Source organism: Propionigenium maris DSM 9537 (assembly GCF_027925155.1).
GTDB classification, from domain to species: domain Bacteria; phylum Fusobacteriota; class Fusobacteriia; order Fusobacteriales; family Fusobacteriaceae; genus Propionigenium; species Propionigenium maris.
In genome coordinates this window covers 1-19609 of the sequence record NZ_BSDY01000031.1, presented here as the reverse complement: position 1 = coordinate 19609, position 19609 = coordinate 1, and the positions used below count along the sequence as shown (strand labels likewise).

Annotated in this window: 18 protein-coding genes and 1 pseudogene; 9 read left to right on the top strand and 10 right to left on the bottom strand. The window is 39.8% G+C overall.

From position 1 onward, the window contains the following. Positions 1 to 21: 21 nt before the first annotated feature. Positions 22 to 639 carry a nitroreductase family protein gene (locus tag QMG11_RS17935; protein WP_281837696.1) on the top strand — a complete coding sequence of 206 codons (618 nt, stop codon included), beginning with the start codon at positions 22 to 24 and terminating at the stop codon, positions 637 to 639. Between the two features lie 500 nt (positions 640 to 1139). Here the strand turns inward: QMG11_RS17935 and QMG11_RS17930 are convergent. Together QMG11_RS17930 and QMG11_RS17925 are read right to left on the bottom strand one after the other, a co-directional pair. Then, positions 1140 to 1913 (bottom strand): annotated as a pseudogene (locus QMG11_RS17930) (peptidylprolyl isomerase); the annotation flags it as partial. A 110-nt stretch (positions 1914 to 2023) separates the two neighbouring features. Next, a complete protein-coding gene (locus tag QMG11_RS17925; RefSeq protein WP_281837695.1) occupies positions 2024 to 2836 on the bottom strand; it encodes a MerR family transcriptional regulator in 813 nt (270 codons plus the stop codon). A gap of 137 nt (positions 2837 to 2973) precedes the next feature. On the opposite strand from QMG11_RS17925, the gene QMG11_RS17920 reads away from it, so the two are divergent. The 8 genes from QMG11_RS17920 (at position 2974) to QMG11_RS17885 (ending at position 10786) form a co-directional block, all read left to right on the top strand. Next, complete coding sequence (locus tag QMG11_RS17920) at positions 2974 to 4356, top strand: MATE family efflux transporter (RefSeq protein ID WP_281837694.1); 1383 nt, start codon at positions 2974 to 2976, stop codon at positions 4354 to 4356. A gap of 196 nt (positions 4357 to 4552) precedes the next feature. Then, positions 4553 to 5704: a THUMP domain-containing class I SAM-dependent RNA methyltransferase gene (locus QMG11_RS17915; protein ID WP_281837693.1), complete on the top strand. Its 1152-nt coding sequence runs from the start codon at positions 4553 to 4555 to the stop codon at positions 5702 to 5704. 245 nt (positions 5705 to 5949) lie between these two features. Beyond that, positions 5950 to 6723: a ParA family protein gene (locus QMG11_RS17910; protein WP_281837692.1), complete on the top strand. Its 774-nt coding sequence runs from the start codon at positions 5950 to 5952 to the stop codon at positions 6721 to 6723. 2 nt (positions 6724 to 6725) lie between these two features. Further along, on the top strand, positions 6726 to 7604 hold the full coding sequence (locus QMG11_RS17905) for a ParB/RepB/Spo0J family partition protein (protein WP_281837691.1): 879 nt from the start codon (positions 6726 to 6728) through the stop codon (positions 7602 to 7604). Positions 7605 to 7615: 11 nt separating this feature from the next. After that, on the top strand, positions 7616 to 7975 hold the full coding sequence (locus QMG11_RS17900; RefSeq protein WP_281837690.1) for a hypothetical protein: 360 nt from the start codon (positions 7616 to 7618) through the stop codon (positions 7973 to 7975). Between the two features lie 191 nt (positions 7976 to 8166). Further along, positions 8167 to 9387 (top strand): BaiN/RdsA family NAD(P)/FAD-dependent oxidoreductase, encoded by a 1221-nt coding sequence (locus QMG11_RS17895; RefSeq protein WP_281837689.1) that lies wholly within the window; start codon positions 8167 to 8169, stop codon positions 9385 to 9387. A gap of 39 nt (positions 9388 to 9426) precedes the next feature. After that, complete coding sequence (locus tag QMG11_RS17890) at positions 9427 to 10071, top strand: hypothetical protein (RefSeq protein WP_281837688.1); 645 nt, start codon at positions 9427 to 9429, stop codon at positions 10069 to 10071. Between the two features lie 178 nt (positions 10072 to 10249). Next, entirely contained in the window at positions 10250 to 10786 is a 537-nt protein-coding gene (locus tag QMG11_RS17885; protein ID WP_281837708.1) for a peptidylprolyl isomerase, read from the top strand. A 350-nt stretch (positions 10787 to 11136) separates the two neighbouring features. Here the strand turns inward: QMG11_RS17885 and mnmA are convergent, their stop codons facing one another. The 8 genes from mnmA to QMG11_RS17845 form a co-directional block, all read right to left on the bottom strand. After that, a complete protein-coding gene (gene mnmA, locus QMG11_RS17880) occupies positions 11137 to 12267 on the bottom strand; it encodes a tRNA 2-thiouridine(34) synthase MnmA (protein ID WP_281837687.1) in 1131 nt (376 codons plus the stop codon). 66 nt (positions 12268 to 12333) lie between these two features. After that, positions 12334 to 12945, bottom strand: coding sequence for a LysE family translocator (locus QMG11_RS17875; protein WP_281837686.1), 612 nt, complete (start codon positions 12943 to 12945; stop codon positions 12334 to 12336). An 18-nt stretch (positions 12946 to 12963) separates the two neighbouring features. Further along, the gene (locus QMG11_RS17870) at positions 12964 to 14118 is read right to left on the bottom strand and encodes a cysteine desulfurase family protein (RefSeq protein WP_281837685.1); all 1155 of its coding nucleotides are present in this window, start codon (positions 14116 to 14118) and stop codon (positions 12964 to 12966) included. Between the two features lie 17 nt (positions 14119 to 14135). Then, the gene (locus tag QMG11_RS17865) at positions 14136 to 14489 is read right to left on the bottom strand and encodes a zinc ribbon domain-containing protein (protein WP_281837684.1); all 354 of its coding nucleotides are present in this window, start codon (positions 14487 to 14489) and stop codon (positions 14136 to 14138) included. A gap of 60 nt (positions 14490 to 14549) precedes the next feature. Continuing rightward, positions 14550 to 15218 carry a deoxynucleoside kinase gene (locus tag QMG11_RS17860; RefSeq protein WP_281837683.1) on the bottom strand — a complete coding sequence of 223 codons (669 nt, stop codon included), beginning with the start codon at positions 15216 to 15218 and terminating at the stop codon, positions 14550 to 14552. Then, positions 15208 to 17655 carry a transcriptional repressor LexA gene (lexA, locus tag QMG11_RS17855; protein WP_281837682.1) on the bottom strand — a complete coding sequence of 816 codons (2448 nt, stop codon included), beginning with the start codon at positions 17653 to 17655 and terminating at the stop codon, positions 15208 to 15210. Before lexA ends, QMG11_RS17860 begins: the two co-directional genes overlap by 11 nt. A gap of 266 nt (positions 17656 to 17921) precedes the next feature. Then, a complete protein-coding gene (locus QMG11_RS17850) occupies positions 17922 to 18308 on the bottom strand; it encodes a NusG domain II-containing protein (RefSeq protein ID WP_309302099.1) in 387 nt (128 codons plus the stop codon). A gap of 235 nt (positions 18309 to 18543) precedes the next feature. After that, positions 18544 to 19443, bottom strand: coding sequence for a phosphatidylserine decarboxylase (locus QMG11_RS17845; RefSeq protein WP_281837681.1), 900 nt, complete (start codon positions 19441 to 19443; stop codon positions 18544 to 18546). Positions 19444 to 19609 lie beyond the last annotated feature (166 nt).

Here is a 19609-nt window from a genome sequence, read left to right as displayed (position 1 = left end):
TTATTTTTTAGGAGGTTTAAAATGGAATTTAATAATGTAATTAACGAAAGAAGGGCTGCAACCTTTTTTGATCCAAAAAAAGATCTGGATATCACCCTCTTGGAGGAAATTATCAATGAAGCTACCCTGGCCCCCTCCTGCTTTAATACCCAGCCATGGGGAGTGGTGGTAATAAAATCCCAGGAAGCCCGGGAGGAGCTCTTTGAGAAGGCATGTCAGCAGCCAAAGGTAAAGGAAGCTCCAGTTACCCTGGCTATAATCGGAAAGCGGACTGGGTATGAGAGGGAAAATTCTATCTGGGATGAAAAGATAAAAAATGGTTACTTAGATGAGGAGAAGCTTAAGGGAATCCTTTCCTTTTGTAACTCCTCCCTCTTTGCCACACTGGACCAGAAAACTGCCTATGCAGCTAGAAACTCCTCCCTTCTTGCTATGTCTATTATGTATGTTGCTCAAAACAGAGGGGTAGCTACCCATCCCATGATCGGATTTGATGAGGGAGCTGTGAAGAAGCTCTATGATATTGAGGAGGAGGATATCGTTACCATGCTTATCTCCATGGGATATCCCGATGAGAGCAGGGAACTCTATCCAAGGGAAAAGAGGTTTACCTTCAAGGAGATCTCCAAGATCTATTGATTTTTTCTACTTTAAGATATATCTCTATGTCAAAAACTAGCTCTTCAAAACTTTAAAAGAAATTTTTAAGAATTAAAAAAGAGAGGTTTAAACAACCTCTCTTTCTTCTATCCTATTTCCTTTACCTTCTTTTCATCCTTCTGCCAGAACTTCATTCTGTCCCAGAAACCTTTATTTGTCTCATCTAGATCATCCAGTGATTCTATCTCCCCTAGATCATCTGTTGCAGGCTCTACCTCCACCTTGTCTGGAGAATCTGTAATCTCTGCTGCCTCCTCTACCTCTGGAAGCTCAGTTGCTGCAGGTACTTCCTCCACTTGAGGAGCCTCCTCTGGAGCCGTTACCTCTTCTACCTCTGTCGGCTGAACAGGTTCTTGAACCTCAGTCCCCTCCATCTCCATTAGCTGCATTGGAGCTGGTGCTGGTGCCACCTCTGTTGTTGCTTCTGTAGTAACCTCCGTTACCTCTGCTCCTGCTTTGGCTGCCTTTCTGGCTTTTATCTTCTGTTCTATACCTCTTATAGTTCTTGGAATAAAGTATTCCTTTCTTGTTTCCTTGTCCTTCTCCTGAGGGGTATATATTCTTTCCAGCTCCTCTCTGTATTGAAGAACCTGCTCTCCAAACTCCTCTGGATCCCTTATCTCATACTTTTTTAGTTCCGGGAACTTCTCATCCAGCACTGCATTCCACTGCTCTATCTGGTCCTTGTGTAGTGAAAGGAAGAAGTCTGCCGGTCCGCTGAACTTAACCTCTCTTATTACGTCTCCCACTTCCAGCTTTCTTATTGTATTGAAGTCAGCATCGGATACAACCTCTCCAAATACAGTGTGCTTCTTATTCAGCCAGTCTGCTGGATACATAGTAAAGAAATATTGAGATCCCCCTGTACCAGGTCCTGCATTTGCCATGGCAAGCATACCCTGCTGATAGAAGTCCAGCCAGTCCACTATCTCATCTGGGATTCTATATCCTGGTCCACCCTCACCTGTTTCCGTAGGGTCTCCCGCCTGAACAATAAAGCCGTCTACAGCTCTGTGAATCTTATTTTCATTGTAAAACCCTCTCTTACCAAGGTTTATAAAGTTAGCAACTGTAATAGGTGCTGCCTCTGGATACAGGAAGAAGTTTACCTCACCCTGGGTTGTTACAAAGGTTACTCTTATGTCATTTAGCTTAGCAGCATTTTTACGAGCCTCTGCCTTCTTTAAATAGGAACATCCTGTGAACATTCCCAAGATCATCGTAGCAATAATTATTGTAAAAATTTTCCTCATAATTAATCCCTTTTCCTCCAACTTTTCTTTTATTATACTATATTTGCCCCTAAATTTAAATATACTATCTAAAAGCGCATCTATTTTGACACTGATTTCCCTAAAAAAGTTTAATATTTCTCATTTTCCTTCACAGGAACCTGTATTTCAGTTACAAATTCATTTTCATCCTCTGTTTCATAGATATCTATCTTGTAGAGTTCTAAGATATCTCCTGCCACCTTGAGGTCTTTCTCTCTAATATATTCCTTGAGCACCTCATAGTACTCCTCGGACCGACTGTAGGGTCCCTTAAATATGAGGGAAAGGTAGCTTCCTCCTGCGAGGATTTCATCCCCGCCTCCCTCTAAGAGAAAGGTCCCGCTATACTGGGTATACTTCCCCTCTGCATAACCCTTCCTGCTTAAAACTGCTCCCACCTTACTCTCTGCAAAGTGCTCATCCTCAGTGGAATCTGCTCCATTCTTTAATCTTTTTAACTCCAGATCTATGTCCCAGTCGGTAACCACACTGTTGTGTCTTCTATAGCACCTTCTTTCTGGAAGATCTATCTCCTGGATCTCTCCATAGTTTTCCTCCCTCTTTATCCTGTTAAGATACTCCTTCTTATGTTTCAGCTGTTTTTTCAGGTCCTGAAGCTCGGCCAACCTCTCCTCTATTACTTCCAGCTGAAAATCTATGAGCTGGGAACTCTTGCTTATACTTCTGTTGTCCAGGTGCTTCTTTATCTCACCAAGACCTACTCCCAGATTTCTCAGTGCCCGTATAGTTCCTATCTTCCATATCTGCCTGTTACTGTAGTATCTGTAGCCATTCTCTCCTTTTTTTTGAGGGATCAGGAGTCCCTCCCTCTCATAGTGCCTCAGTATATCGTTACTTACCTTAAAAAGCTTGCTTATCTCCCCAATCTTATACAGCTTCATCCTATCCCTCCCTCCTACCAAGGTAACACCCCTGTTTTTATTAGTCAATGAATTTATTTTATCCAGCCCCTTGACCCTGGAACTGTTCCAGACATTATAATTATAGTAGATAAAACAATTAAAAAGGAGTTGTTACTATGGGTATCAATAAGTTTATAGAAAAAAGAGGTGTAAGGAATACCCTATTCAGATATGCAGGTCTTTCCATTGTCTCCATGTGGATCTTCTCTCTCTACACTATGGTAGACGGTATGTTTGTGGGAAGGGGAGTAGGTCCTGAAGCCCTGGCTGCGGTAAACCTCTCCATGCCCTTTATAAACCTCACCTTTGCTCTCTCCATCATGACCTCCATTGGAGCCTCAACTGTAATAAGCAGATCTCTTGGAGAGAAGAGGATCCTTGAAGCAAGAAAAATATTTACACATACCATTGTATTTTTAGGAGGTATCGGGGCTGTCATCTGTACAGCAGGAATAGTGTTCAGGTATGAACTGGCACACCTTCTGGGAGCCAGGGGAGATGTGGTTCCAATGGTGGTAGAGTACCTCTCCACTGTATTATTCTTCAATACCTTCTATCTCATTGCCTATGCTCTGGAGGTCCTTATGAGGGTAGAGGGAAAACCAAGCATAGCACTGGTTACAGTAATCATCGCTGCTCTTACCAATATCATCTTAGATTACCTCCTGGTAATTGTATTTCCCATGGGGCTTAGGGGAGCTGCTATCGCCACTGGAAGTGCCCAGCTCATCCAGGGGATCATCCTTCTCAGCTTTTTTCTGAAAAAGAACTCTGTTCTGAGGTTTTCACCCATTAAATTTTCCTTCAGAGAAGTTTTCAACCTCGTAAGAATAGGTGCCCCCGACTCTATTACAGAGCTTTCCGTGGGAGTTGTTGTCTTTCTCTTTAACAGAACCATCCTCCTCTCCTATGGAGGTATCGGTCTCACTGCCTTTGGGATCATAGGGTATATCAACAACTTTATTCTTATGACGATGATAGGCCTCACCCAGGGGATGCAGCCCATCATCAGCTTCCTGAGCAGCAGGAAGGAGTATAGGAAGAGGAACAAGGTCTTCTACCTCACCCTGAGATCTGCTCTAATCTTGGGCTTTGGATTTTTCCTTCTGACCCTTATATTCAGGGAAACAATCATTGGATTTTTTACCTCAGATCAGGAAGCCTTCAACTTCACATTGGTTCCCCTTACCCTCTTTGCCCCGGCCTTTATCTTTGGGGGGATCAATATAGTTTTTTCAGGCTTCTTTACAGCTCTAGAAAAACCTAGGGAAGCTGGAGCAATCGCTATTTTCAGGGGACCTATCTTCATTCCGATGCTCCTTATCCTGCTACCTGTTTTCTTCAATGATGGAGGGATCTGGATAACTTCCCTTGTATCGGAGATCTTAACCCTTGCTATATCTCTCCTTCTCTACGGTATCTACCGGGAGAGAGTATCTTTCTTTCAGGAGTTTTTATCCAGGATTAACCACAGGTTTGCCCCTTTAAAAAATAAATAATTTTTAAAGGAAAAATTTTATCTGCACAGAATAGTTTAGTCAGATAGATGAGAGTCTAAGATCTTTAGATTCTCCCCTAACCCCCCTTTAAAAAGGCTGATGTCCCCTAACATCAGCCTTTTCAATTTATTGACACAAGTTATATTTTTATATAAAATAGGGGGAACTATTAATTATTTTAGGAAGAAGGTAGATTATGAAGAAAGTAACTCTAATTGCTTCTGCTTCTATGGGACTTGAAAGTATCGTAGCTAGCGAAGTAAAGGATCTTGGTTTTAAAAATGTACAGACCTACAATGGAAGAGTTGAATTTGAAGCTCTTATTACTGATATACCTAGGCTGAATATTTGGCTTAGATGTGCCGACAGGTTATTTGTTAAGATGGGTGAGTTTAAGGCTACAACATTTGAGGAGATGTTCCAGAAGGTAAAGAAAATCGACTGGCCTGCTTTTATACCGATAGACGGGGAGTTCCCTGTGAGTTGGGTAAGTGCTGTTAAGTGTAAGCTCTTCTCAAAGTCGGATATACAGAGTATCTCTAAGAAGGCTATAGTTGAATCTATGAAGAAAAAGTATAAGATAGACTACTTCTCGGAAAAGGGTGGCCTCTACAGAATAAAGATCCAGGGAAATAAGGATAACTTTATTATTATGATAGACACCAGTGGTGACGGACTACACAAGAGAGGATACAGAGCAGACCTCAATGAAGCTCCAATGAAGGAGACACTGGCTGCTGCCCTTGTAAAACTATCCAAATGGACTGGAGAAGAGAGACCCCTTGTAGACCCAATGTGTGGTACTGGAACTATTGCCATAGAGGGAGCTATGATTGCCAGAAATATCGCCCCTGGTTCCGACAGAAAGTTTGCTTCTGAATCCTGGGAGGTTATCCCTGAGTCTGCATGGCTGGACACAAGGGACGATGCATACTCCCACGAAGATCATGAGAAGGAAGTAAGGATCTATGCTTCCGACATGAATCCAGATACCATTGAGATTGCTAAGAAAAACGCTGTTCTTGCTGGAGTAGAGGACGATATCCTCTTTGAAACAAGACACCTCCTTGAGTGTGAAGCTCCTTCAGAGTATGGTTGCCTTATCACAAACCCTCCATATGGAGACAGACTGCTAGATGATGAGAAGGTAGAGAGACTCTACTCTACATTGGGAGATATCTGTAGAATGAGATTTCCTAAGTGGTCCTACTATGTGATCACTTCCTATGAGGAATTTGAAGCTGCATTTGAAAAGAAAGCTACTAAAAATAGAAAGCTATATAATGGTGGAATCAAGTGTTACTTCTACCAGTACTTTGGTATGAGACCGCCTAGAAAGAAAGATTAGTCTTTTTATAGAACATTAAATTAAAAAATTGACTTTTTCATGTCATTTTGATATAATAGGGATGTCTTAAAAAAGGGGAGTTATAATATTGTGGATATGAATTTAATTCATATCCACATTTGTTTTTAAAGAGCTTTTTAGCTCTTTTTTTATTTTTGGGATATCTCTTTTCCTTTGAAATCACTCTGTTTTGTGATAATATATAGAGTGAAAAGTATATAAAAAATGGCAGGTGAAAAACACTTATGAAGGTAATCTCTATACTGAACCAAAAAGGAGGGGTGGCTAAGACTACCTCTGCACAAAATATCAGTTATGGCCTTAATAAACTGGGAAAAAAAGTCCTTCTTATCGACTTTGATCCTCAAGGTAACCTTACTTCAGGGGTTGGAATAGACAAAAGGTCTCTTCCTGCTACTATCTATGACCTGATGAAGGACAGGGCTTTTGGGCAGCAGAAGCTCAGCATCGACGAAGTTATTATAAACAGAGATGGAGTAGACATCCTCCCTACAAACATTAAGATGTCTAAAGTAAACCTAGAGCTTGCTGGAATTCCAGGAAAGGAAAATATCCTTAAAGAGATTCTTAAGGAGGTATATGGTTACGACTATGTGATCATCGACTGTCCTCCTAGTCTTGATAACCTTACTTTCAACGCTCTTATTGCTACACACAAGGTATACATTCCAGTTCAGACTGAGTTCTATGCCCTTGAGGGAATTGTAGAGCTTATGGATACTGTGGATCTTATTAATACGAGGATGAATCCTGATCTTGAGATCGGTGGAGTCTTTGCTACCATGGTAGACGGAAGGATAAAGCTTCACACAGAGGTAATCGGACAGCTTAGGGAATTTTTTGGTGAAAAGATGTTTGATACTTCTGTAAGAAGAAACGTAAAGGTAACGGAAGCTTCATCCCATGGAAGCAACATCTTCGAGTATGCTTCTAGAAGTAATGGAGCTAAAGATTATATGGGATTGTGTAAGGAGATCCTTGAAAGAGAGGAAAACTAAGTATGGTAGGTAAATTGGGAAACAATCCCCTTCTTAACAGAGGAAACAAAAAAAAGGAATTTGAGATAAAAAAAGAAAAGGTAGTAAAGCAGTATGGAAGACTGGTACACATGCAAGTGAAACTCCTTGAAGATATCGATTTTTCAGATGTTACCTTTATTAACAGACTTTCCCTTGATTCTGGTTCCCTGGAACTGGAGGAACTAAAGGAAAGTATCTCTAAAGTAGGTCTATTAAATATTATCTATCTACAGGAAAGAGATGATTCTACCTACAGAATTGTCAGCGGCCTGAGAAGATCTTCTGCTATAAAGGAATTATATGAGGACGGAAGGGATGTAAAGGGGAAGGACAGAGTAGTCATCTTTGACAAGAATACTCCCTATGAACTCCTGGATTCTATCTCTGTAGATGAAAATATTCAGAGAAAAAACCTGAGTATCATCGAGCAGTCCTTTAAGTTTAACAGAGAGGCTGCAAAGAAGCATAAGAAGATAGAGGATATCCTTACAGAGTATAATATCAGTAAGAAGACCTTTTATAGAATAAAGAATGCTATTAACTATCCAGAGGAGATCAGGGATATTATCGAGGAGCTGGGAGCCGACAAGGCTGAGCTTCTAAATAAAATCATCGTTATTTCAAAGGATAGCTTTACAGCTAAGGAGATCGTTGATAGGTATAAGGACTTTAACAGAGAGGAACTCAGAGAGGTTCTTAAAGAACTTCAGAAGAATACCAAGTCTCCAAAGGTAGTTTTAAAGTATACCTCTAAGGGACTTAATCTTTCAGTAAAAAAGAAGCTCCCTGGGGAAGTTAATGAATATTTTGAAAAATTAAGAGATCTTATTGAAGAGGGAGATTACTCATTTATTAAATAGGAGTGGTGCCCATGACAGTTCTAAAATTTTCTCCGCGGGGAGACATCCTTCCTGTACTTGGAGTAAGACTTTGTCCTATATTAACTAAGTTGATAGAGGGTTTAGATGATAAAAGGTCCGAAGAATATCTGAAAAAACTTTTAAAGATTAAGAAGGATAGGGCTATTAAGTTCAAGGCTTATACAGATAACCGTGACAGAAGGGGTATACTGGTAATCATCTACGACTACTTTCATGGAAGCCACAGTCCCAGACTTCTCGTTCCAGAAACAGAAGATGGATATTTTAACTTTAAGATCTATGATGTAGACTTCAATACCGAAGTGGATTTAGAAAAACTCATAGAGAGAATTAAAAAGCTAAGTGTTTAAGGTGCCGGTCCATGGGATCGGCATTTATATTTATAGTCATTGAATTAATTATTAACAAATTCTTTTGTGGATAATTTATATCACGACGAGTTTATTCATTTTGACATCTATTAAAAGATAAACTATAAGTAAAAGTATAATTAATAGAGGATGTTTCATATCATCCCTGTTTAAGTATAAAGGAGTAAATAATGCTATATGATTTAATAGTTGTGGGGGGAGGTCCTGCGGGTATCTTCGGAGCTATCTATGCTTCCCAGAGAGGTCTCAAAGTAGCTATTCTTGAGAAGAAAAACAGGATGGGAAAGAAGCTCCTGGCTGCAGGAGCCGGAAAGTGTAACCTCACCCATAGTGGAGAGCCAAAGGATTTTTTAAACCACTTTGGAGATAACGGAAAGTTTTTAAAATCATCCCTATATAGTTATAAACCTGAGGATCTGAAAAAATTCTTTTCCGACAACAAACTCCCACTGGTTCTAGTGGAGGAGAGCGGTAAGTACTTCCCAGAAACCTTCAGTTCTGTAGATGTAGTGAACCTTCTCTACACAGTTTGTAAAAAAAATAAGGTAGATATCTTTGAAAATACCAGGGTGGAAAAATTATTATCTATAGAGGATGATAACTTTTTAATTGAAACCTCTGGGGAAAAGTTTATGGCTAAAAATATCCTCCTTGCCACAGGGGGAAAGTCCTACCCTGCCACAGGAAGCGAGGGAGACGGATATCCCCTTGCAAAGAAACTGGGACATCTTGTTTTAGAACCAAAGCCTGCCCTGACACCGATATTTGTAAGGGATTATCCCTTCACCGACCTCTCTGGAATCAGCTTTAAGAATGCTGGTCTGGAGCTCTACAGGGATAATAAAAAGGTGGGAGAAACAAGGGGAGATCTTCTATTTACCCATAAAAACTTTAGTGGTCCCCTTATCCTTGATTTTTCAAGGTATATCCACAAGGGAGATCAGGTCAAGATAAACTACCTGGGAGTGAAGAGATCACAGCTGGAGGAGACCTTCCTGGAAAAGGCATCCCTAAGCGGGAAGCAGGGGATCAAGAGGTTCCTCTCTGAACTTGGAGCACCAGAGAGATTTATAAAGAAGTTTTTAAAGTTATTAAATATAAGTGATGATAAAAAGCTCAGTGAGATCAGCAAAAAGGAAAGAAACTCAATCCTTACAGGTCTCTGTGAGATGCCCTTTGAGGTCAGCAAGCTGGGAGATTACAGCATTGCCATGGTTACCACTGGTGGGATTTCCTTAAAGGAGATAAATCCTAAAACCATGGAATCAAAGATCGTAAAGGGACTTTACTTTGCCGGTGAAGTTGTTGATATTGATGGAGATACAGGGGGATTCAATATTCAGGCTGCATGCTCTATGGGTGTATTGGCAGCCAAGAGTATAAAGTTATAATCCCTTTAAAGTTATAAAAATATTATTAGGAGGTAGATCGTGGAGTTTAACGAGTTTAAGGATTTTGGATTGGAGATTATCCTTAAGGTATTAAAGAAAACAGATGATGAGATAAAGAGGTACAGGGAGATAGAGGATCTTGAAGGGGTTAAAACCCTTGAAACCGAGGTTCTTACCAAGTATGAAAAACTATATGAGGGATTCATATCTGAAAAATTAAAGGATATCGACGGGGAGCAGCTAAAAGTACTATACACCTCCCTTATGGATATTATGAAACAGAATAAGATGGATGTCGCTTTTATCGAGGGAGAGATGGAAAAGAGGGAGAAGCTCGCTGGTAACTCTGGAGCTGAAGCTGTAAGAAACCTCTACAACTATCAGATAGAGGAATTAGAGAAAAAGAAAGCTCTTCTTCTGAAGGATGCTGAGGTAATATTAGACAAGGAAGCGGCCCTGGAAGCGGCCCTGAGCGAGGCTATTCAAGAGGATGAGCAGATGGAGATCATTGAAAAAATGCCAGAGGTAAGAAGAGCCTATGGTGAGATCTCACAGAAGATAATGACACTTCAGAAGAAGATAGGTCACCTCAAGGAGAAGGTTGAGAAGGGATGGCCTTGTGATATCTATGGAACCATTTCAAAAGATGAACTTATGAGTATCTTTAACGAAACTATCAGCTAATAAACTATAATTTTTAACATAGATATGTTACTATATATATGTTAAAATAAGGAGGATTAAAATGTTGCGTATAGTTTTAACCATATTACTAGTAGCTTTTATTATATTTAACCTAAAAAATAAAAATAGAGGCGGGAAACAACTACAACTAAATCAGGAGGTAATATTTGTGAACGATATCAAATTACAAGCACACATAAAGACATCTAAGGGAGATATTAATATCGACCTATTCCCAGAGGTGGCTCCAGTTACTGTAGCTAACTTTGTAAACCTATCTAGAAGAGGATACTACAACAACCTTAAGTTCCACAGAGTTATTGCAGACTTTATGATTCAAGGAGGATGCCCTCTAGGAACTGGTACAGGTGGACCTGGATACAACTTCCAAGATGAGTTCCCTGCAGCACCAGATGCAAAGTATCAATTTAACAGACCTGGACTACTAGCTATGGCTAACGCAGGACCTGGTACAAACGGGTCTCAGTTCTTTGTTACACACGTTCCTACAGATTGGCTTAACAACAAGCACACTATCTTTGGAGAAGTAGTTTCTGAAGAGGATCAAAATGTAGTAAACTCTGTAGCACAGGGAGATACTATCGAGGCTATCACTGTTACTGGAGATGTAGAGAAGTTTGTTGAAGCTAATGAAAGCCTTTTCATTCAGCTTGATGATGCTCTAAAAAATGATTTCCCTAACCTTGTAAAGTAATCTATTATTAAGACGTCCATAGGGCGTCTTTTTTTATTTTTAATGGAAGTATAGAATAAAATTTATAAAAAATCTGTAAAGTAATGAATCTTTCAACTGATTATTAGGATGCAACGTCACGTTACTTTTTATTTGTAAGACATCTACCTCTACTTCCATGTTGACAAAAAAATCTTAATCTCTTATCATCCCATCAAAGTTATAATTTTTTTAAACATTTAATTTGAAAGCCGTGCTACCTCTCTGCATTTTAAATCATTCTTAAAGTAGTTAATTTCCTTTTATACAATAAAAAAAAGCTGACTTACATCAGCTTAATAATTATCTTTTATATTTTTTAATTTTAATTATTACATTATGAAGGCACTTGCAAGGACTTTACCCTCAGAATCATATAGAACTACTCCCTGGCCCGGTGTGATAGCCCTTACTTCATCCTCAGTGAATTTAACCTTAATCTTATCATCCTTAATAATTTCTACCTCACATGGGTGAAGAGTATCCCTTGATCTGGTTTTGGCAAAACACTTTAATCCATCCAGTGAAGTAATATCATCAAATGCTAAAACATTTACCTGGTTAGCAACAAGCTCCTTTTTAAAGAGATCCTTATCGTCTCCCACAATGACCCTGTTTCTCTTACCATCCAGTTTTATAACATATAGAGGTGTTGGGTGCTGAAGTCCCAGCCCCTTTCTCTGACCTATAGTATAGAAAGCCAGTCCATTATGCCTTCCCATAACTGTACCATCCTTCTTAACTATATCTCCCTCTTTGTTTACTCTTCCATCGGACATCTCAACTAAAAACTCCTTTAGTTTACCATCCTCTATAAAACATACCTCCTGTGAATCCCTCTTAGCATATACCCTTACTCCTAGGTGCTTTGCCAGAGCTCTTACTTGAGGTTTTTCCAGATCTCCCACCGGGAACATCAGGTGCTTTAAATACTCCTTCTTTGCCTGAGACAGGAAGTATACCTGGTCCTTCTTGGGATCATCTCCCATATATAGGTTTCCATCTACTATCTTAGCATAGTGACCAGTTGCTATAAAGTCAGCCCCTATCTTTTTTCCATACTCTATCAGCTTTCCAAGCTTTATATGTCTGTTACAAACCATACACGGGTTTGGAGTTCTTCCCTTCTCATACTCCTCCACAAAGTAATCTACAACCATCTCTTTAAATGGTTCCTTTAGATTTACCACATAGTGGGGAACTTCAATATCATCACACACTCTCTTAGCGTCGTAGATATCATCTAAACTACAACATGTTTTCGAGTTGGCATCTTCAGCAAACTCATCCATAGCACTCCAGTGCTTCATTGTAATCCCTATTACATTATAACCCTGTTTCTTCAGAAGATAAGCTACTGCAGAACTGTCAACTCCGCCACTCATCCCCACTGCTACAGTTATACCTTCATTTTCCTTCTTGTACTCAAGGTACTTTGAAAGTTCCTTTAAATTTTCTACCATTTCTCTACCTCATCTTATTTTATTTGAAAGATAATAGGAAAAAGCTATTCTTTCATGATCCTCTTATTATATCATTAAACTCATAATTGTCAAAACACCAAATCCCAAAATAATAAGTCCGCAGCTCTTGGTTATCTTGGCCAAAGTTCTTACACCAATAACCTTTCTCCAATGGTATAATATATAAGTGATGATAAACCACATTGTAGCTCCACCGGCAAATATTCCTATTCCCAACTTTTGAGGGATATGACTCGTGGGATCATCAACAATCCCCAGAGCTGCAAATATCGCCACAAAGGAGAATAGGGTAGCTGGATTAGCCAGAGTTACTAAAAAACATGTAAAATAATTTTTTATTATCCCCTCTCCCTCATTTTCTATCTTTCTTATGTTTACCTTTGATTTATATTTTTTATATCCCAGTCCTATTAAAGCTACTCCCAAAATAAGCCTTAGGAGAACTTCATACTTTACTACAATACCTTCCACCCTGCTCAGTCCCATATATGCTATGAGTCCATAGATCACATCTACAGTGACCATTCCCAAGGCTGAAAAATATCCCTCCTTCTCACCTTCCACCAGAGTTTTTTCCATACAATATATTCCAATAGGTCCAAATGGAAGGGAAAGAAGAAAGCCTGTTAGCATTCCTTTTAAGATTATAATATCCATCTTTCCCACCTGACTTTCTTATAAAATTGACATCTCTCTTTCTATTCTCACTACATCCTCTAGAACCTCTATGAAGTAATCTATATCCTCCCTGGAGGTATATCTTCCTAGAGATACCCTTATGGTTCCCTTAGCCTGGGGCTTAGTTAGTCCTATAGCCTCCAAGACATGGGATGGGGTCAGGGTACTGGAAGCACATGCTGATCCTGCACTCACTGCTATCCCCCTCATATCCAGACTTAGAAGGAGTGATTCTGCCTCTACTCCCTTTATTGTTATACTTGAAGTATTTGCCAGTCTTTCCACCTCTGCTCCGTTAAAGTGTACTCCCTCTATTCTGGATTCAACCTCTCTCTCCATGTAGTCTCTCAGTTCCCTCTCCTTAGCCATCTCCTCATACATATTTCCAAGGGCTATCTCCAGGGCTTTGGCCATACCAAATATCCCTGCTACATTTTCCGTTCCACCCCTTCTGTTTCTCTCCTGCTGTCCTCCAGTTATGAGCTTATCCAACTTGGTACCGCTCTTTACATAGAGGGCTCCCACTCCCTTTGGTCCGTAGAACTTGTGGCTGGCAAGGGTAAGGGTATCTATATTGGCTAGATCTATTCTCACCTTTCCCATACTCTGCACTGCATCCACATGGAAGGGAATCTCCCTCTCCTTAGCTATCTCACCTATAGCCTCCACCGGTTGCAGGGTCCCAATCTCATTGTTGGAGTGCATTATAGTTATAAGAACTGTCTCAGGCCTTATGGCCTCCCTTAACTCCTCTATATCTACCACTCCCTTGGAATCTACCTTCAGGTAGGTTACTTCCCACCCCTTGTCCTCTAAGTCCTTAAGGGTATTCTTTACAGAGGAGTGCTCGATATTACTGGTGATTATGTGTTTTCCCTTGTTTATCATTGCCTGGGTTATTCCCCTTATGGCAAAGTTATTGGCCTCGGTTCCTCCAGAGGTAAACACAAGCTCCCTTGTCTTTATCCCCAGAAGGCCGCACATAAGCTCCCTGGCTTCCTCTATAACTCTCTTGCTTTTCTGTCCCACCTGGTAGACACTAGAGGGATTTCCATAGCTTCCCCTCATTATCTCTATCATAGGCTCCAGTACTCTCTCATCTATTTTAGTTGTGGCATTATTATCTAAATAAACTTGTCTCTTTTCTCTCATACCTCTACCTTTCCATCCTAAAGCTTGTGGCCGCAATTTGGGCAGTACTCATACTTCTCCCTGATCTCCCTGCCACACTTAGGACATACCTCTCTTTGATAGATAACCTCTTTTATATCATCATAGGAGACTCTCTCACTCTTCAATATCTCATCTATATTTTCATCTTTCAGCCAGTATAAACTCTCACATTTTTTGCATCTAAGGAAATACTTCCTCTTAAACTTATATACAGGTATAAAAAATATCTCAAAGGAGCTGTAGTTTTCAATAACTTCTCCCCTGGTATTCATACATCCCGTACACTTAAAATCAACTTCCTTCTTTACCTTACTTCTATTATTTACTCCAAATACTCCTATAAAAAACATCTATGTTCCTTTCTAGATAAACAAATTATAACAAGCTAAAAGTGTCTTCTTATTGATCTTCTATCTTCCCTCTGCCTCTGCTAACTTGGATTTTACAAGGTCTATAAAATACCTTCTATCCTCTGGGTTCTCCTTTATATCCAGGTCGTCCACATTTATAGTCAATATTTCCGAGATATTGTAGTTCTCAAAGTATTCTCTATAATTTTCATTCAGGGTCTCCCAGTACTTCACAGGTACGATCTGCTCATAATCTCTTCCCCTTCTCTTTATCTTCTCCATAGCCTTCTCTACGCTGTTTTCCAGGTAGATCATCAGACGAGGTCTCTTTATGTGCTCAAGCATATTGTGCAGAAGCTCCTCATACACGTCAAACTCCTCTGGAGTCATGTCCTCGTCCTCCATAAGCATCTTGGCAAAGATAACATCTCCATAGATACTTCTGTCCATAACGCATCCATTTAACTTTTCAGCGTCCTTGATCATCTTAAACCTCTTATTTAAGAAGAAGACCTGTAGAGGGAAGGAGTATCTCTTCTTATCGTAATAAAATTTATCCAGAAGAGGATTATCCAAAACTGGTTCCCTGAAGAATTCGATCCCTAACTCCTGTGCCAGGATCTCTCCCAGTGTACTCTTTCCTGCTCCTACTACTCCGTCTATACAAATAGTTCCCTTCATTCTCTCTTCTCCCATTATCAGTTTTTCAAAAAAATCTCTATAATACATTCTTGCTCCTTTTTATGACTCCCACAGCAACCCCCAGCAAGTTTACATCCTGCTCATTTATGTATATCTCCTCATATTCTGGATTTTCTGGAAGTAATATTATGGAATTCCTCATCTTCATAAGCCTTTTGAGGGTAGCTTCATCTTCAAGAGCTGCAGCTACTATATCTCCGCTATTAGCTGATATATCCTGCCTCAGTATTACATAGTCACCGTCATCTATATCTGCCCCTGTCATGCTGTCTCCCTTTACCTTTAGTGCAAAGCAGTCCTCCGTCTTTAGGAGTTCCAGGGGAAGGCTTATTTCCTCCTCCAAGTCGTTATTCATGAAAATTGGTATCCCTGCAGATATTTTACCATAAATAGGTATTTTTTTTTGCTCTTCCTTTGAATAATTTTCTATAATATCTCCATAATCTACCTTTAATTCACCACTGCCATTGTCATCCCTTACAAGTGATAATTTTCTATCCCTTCTAAGATCCAGGTATAGCGTCTCCTCTGCCTCTGTAGCCATCATCTCAAGAGTAAACTCAGGTATATCTTTTACCTCTATACCCTCCCTGTTAATTATAAAGAGCTCCCTACCATTGGTTGCCACTCCATACTCTGCTTGTGGTGTTACAGCCATATAACTTTTCAGTTGTTCCAGGGCAGATCCCATATCACTATCTCCCGCCTTTACCTCTATAAGTATAAATGAAATCCTTTTACTTCCCTCATACCTAAATACTGCAATATCTGTAAATCCCTTCTTGGAACCAAGCTGCACGGGATACTCTATCTCCAGGTTTTCCTCGGGATATCCATAGGTTTTTATCAGCTCTCCAAGTACCCACTGCCTTATCTTCTCCTCTGAGGAATACTTATTCAATAACTTATCTGAAAAGATATAGTCCTCTATGGAGATATTTGAATAGGTCCTGCACCTGGTCTCCCTTCTCAGCCTCAGGTAATCGCTATCTATCTCCCCTATAAACTGGGATGGAGTACCATTGGAGAGAATGTACAGCTGCTCTGTGGCTCTTGTCATCCCCACATAGAGAAGCTTCTTCTCCATGACCTCCTCCAGCTCCCTTACAGTTTCATCAGTGGAGGAGTAGTAGGGAAGTACCCCGTCATTTATATTTATAAGGAGTACCAGCTTGCTCTCTATCCCCTTTACAGAGTGCATAGTCATAAGCCTCACTGCATCACTTTCAAAATCATCGTTGTCCCTGTCCAGGATCGATGCAGAGATATTATTTTCCTCCAGATACTTCTTAGCTATCTCCAGCTGATTTCTGGACCTGGCAACAACCAGTATCTCATTTTTATTATACCTTCTCCCCTCTCTTACCAGGGTTTCCCTCAGATACTCCAGTTCCTCCCTTTCATTGGAAAAGTTTCTGTAGACTGGATACTCTCCCTGCTTATCCACAAGAAATGGTTTTACATAGTTCTCATCCCTCACCACTTCTGTGGATTTCTTGAGCAAACTATAGGCTGCCTGGGATATCTGTGTAGTGGTTCTAAAGTTCTTGCTGAGGCTCTTACTCTTTCCCACCATGTTATAGCCAATACTTGTAAAGTTTCTTCCATTTCCCAGCCAGGACTGGGAGTATATACTCTGTGAACTGTCGAAGAGGAAGGTCAGACTGGAGTAGGATTTCTCATCGTTGTACAGCTCCTTTATGAATTCCAGCTGCAGCTTAGAAAGATCCTGGCTCTCATCTATAATTATATGGGTGTACCTCTTACTGCACTCTCTCCTTACCTCCTCTAGAGCCATGCTCCTTATATCATTGAAGTCAACCTTTCCCCTCTCATTTATCTCCAGGGTGTAGTACTCCATCAGCTGATATATTGCCGCTCTTGTGGAGGAATTTTTAGGGATCCTCTGAATATGCTCCTCGTGTCTTCCTATCCCTATTCTGTCAGCACTCTGATACTCCTCCTCCAGGTAGTTACATGACTTTATCCAGTTTATCTCGTCATATAGAAACTTAGCATTTTCATCCCTTAGAAGGGTAACATCCTTAAAATCCTTAGCTAACTTCTCTATATACTCCTTGACTATCCCCATCTTCTCTCCATTACCTATATTGGTTGTATAGGTCTTATCGCTCCTTTTTGCTCCTCTGAGAAAATATGGATATAGTAAACTATCAACTGTGGTTATCTTAACCCTCTGCTTGGGCAGTTCAAAGAGAGAGGGATAGGCTTCCCTGTACTCCCTTGCAATCTTTGAATATATATAGTTCATGTAGTTTACCAGTGTTTTATTGTAGGTTACCAGCAATATGGAATCATCTGATTCTCCACAATAGTTATTTAATAGAAAGGGAATTCTGTATATCCCCACTGTTGTTTTTCCGCTTCCTGCTATTCCCTTAATAAGGGCATGTCCCGAGGGTTTCATATAGGATATCTTCTCTTGTTCCTTGTTTAACCTCATCTCATTACCAACTCCCATAAGCTCCCTTAATTTGGTTTTTATTATGATTTAAATTATATCTTTATTCCCAGATAATAACAATCCTTTAATTTCCCACAAACTAAAAAAGTGTCGCGGCGACACTTTTTTTCAAATAAAAAGGGAGCGTGATGCTCCACCCTTTTTTAACCTATGAGACAGTCTTGTGATTGAATTAATTCATAACTCTATACTTCCCTTAATAATTAAAAAGCTACCCCTTCCGGAGTAGCACTTTCTAAATGATCCTATCTCAGGATGAAGTCTACATCATCCTCTCTTCCCTTACCAACTATCTTGACTACAGCTCTGTCGGGGATACCAATAAGAGTATCTCCAGGGTACTTGGCCCATCCCTGCTTAACAATCAGTTTTAGCGGAGAGTTGGATGTAACCACCCTTACCTGGTTGTCCTTTAGCTCTAGTTTTATCCCCCCTAAGTTTGTATCTACATCTATAAACCTCTGATCCATTTGGAGGTTATAGACGTGTTTTAGGTCTCCGTCTACGTAAACCTCTACCTTAGAGGCCTGCTGTACTTCCATACCTATTATATTCCACCCCAAGGTCAAAAATACCCCCAGTATTCCCAAATAGATTAAAGGGTCCAACCTTCTAAAATATCTGCTTTTCATCTCAATACCTCTTTAATATTTATTAATGAAGTATATCATACCTGCGGCTTTTTTTCTATTATCAATATATCAAAAGAGGCGGGGATTATTCCCCGCCTCTTCCATCTAGGAGTTTCACATGAAGAAACATAAAATTTTCTTTCACACTAAAATAATACCATATAATTCAATTTTGTCAATTGTTTTCTGAATTTTTTGTTCCAATTCAGTTTTTTAAGTTTATAATAATTACTGTTTATTTAAGAATTGCTATCCTTTCTCCCATATAAACCTTTGTTTCAATACCTTTTTTGGTATTTTTTAAAAGATCCTCATCCAACTTGATCCTGTCCTTCTGGAAGAGCAGTATGCAGGAAGATCCTCCAAAGTAGAAGTAACCCTTCTCCTCACCCTTACCGACCCTTGTACCGGCTCTGTATGTCTGCTCTATTCCTCCTACCATTGTTGCACCTATTTCACTGAGGATTACATCTCCAAACTTTTCATTTTTAAGTTCAGCATACTCCCTCTTGTTTTCACAGTAGATCCTAAAGTTTCTTCTTATAGCGTGAGGAGATACCGAGTAGTAATCTCCCTCTATTAGTTTGCTGCTTCCAACTACTCCGTCTATTGGAAAGTGAAACCTGTGATAGTCCACTGGAGCGAGCCTGACAATTAGAAACACTCCCCCCTCATACTTCTGAGCTAGTTCTCTATCTCCAAGGAACTCCTCCAGACTAAACTTGTCTCCCTTTAAAAAGAACTCATCCTTAACCTTGATGTCCTCATAGGCCAGCACCTTTCCATCAGCAGGAGAAGCTACCTCATCTTCTCCCTGAGCTATCTTCCTGCTCCCCTCCTTCAGCTTTCTCACAAAGAAATCATTGAAGGAGGTAAAATCATCTACACCCTTTACCGACTCCTCCATATTTATTCCATGCTCCTCCACAAAGGGAAGTATCTTCCCTTTAGATTTAGAGGAGTCCATAGATCTCCCATAGATCTCAGACAGGAACTTTTTCTTTACCACCAGGTTTAATGGCAGTTCTCCAAGGGGGTTATAGTAAAGGAACTTTAGAAACCCTTCTCCAGGTACATTCTCGATTTTTATTTCCCCTGTACTTCTCTCTATATACTTTATCTTACTGAATTTCATCCTTCTCACCCTTCGTTTTTTTATATATTATAACATACTTTTAGGCTGTTGCAAAAGTATTGTATAATTTTCAATATTGCAATGGCCTTTTCTATTGTAAATAATAATATCTTTAAACTAACATTAAAAAACTTCCTGCTTAGCCCTCTAACTCTATGATTATCAA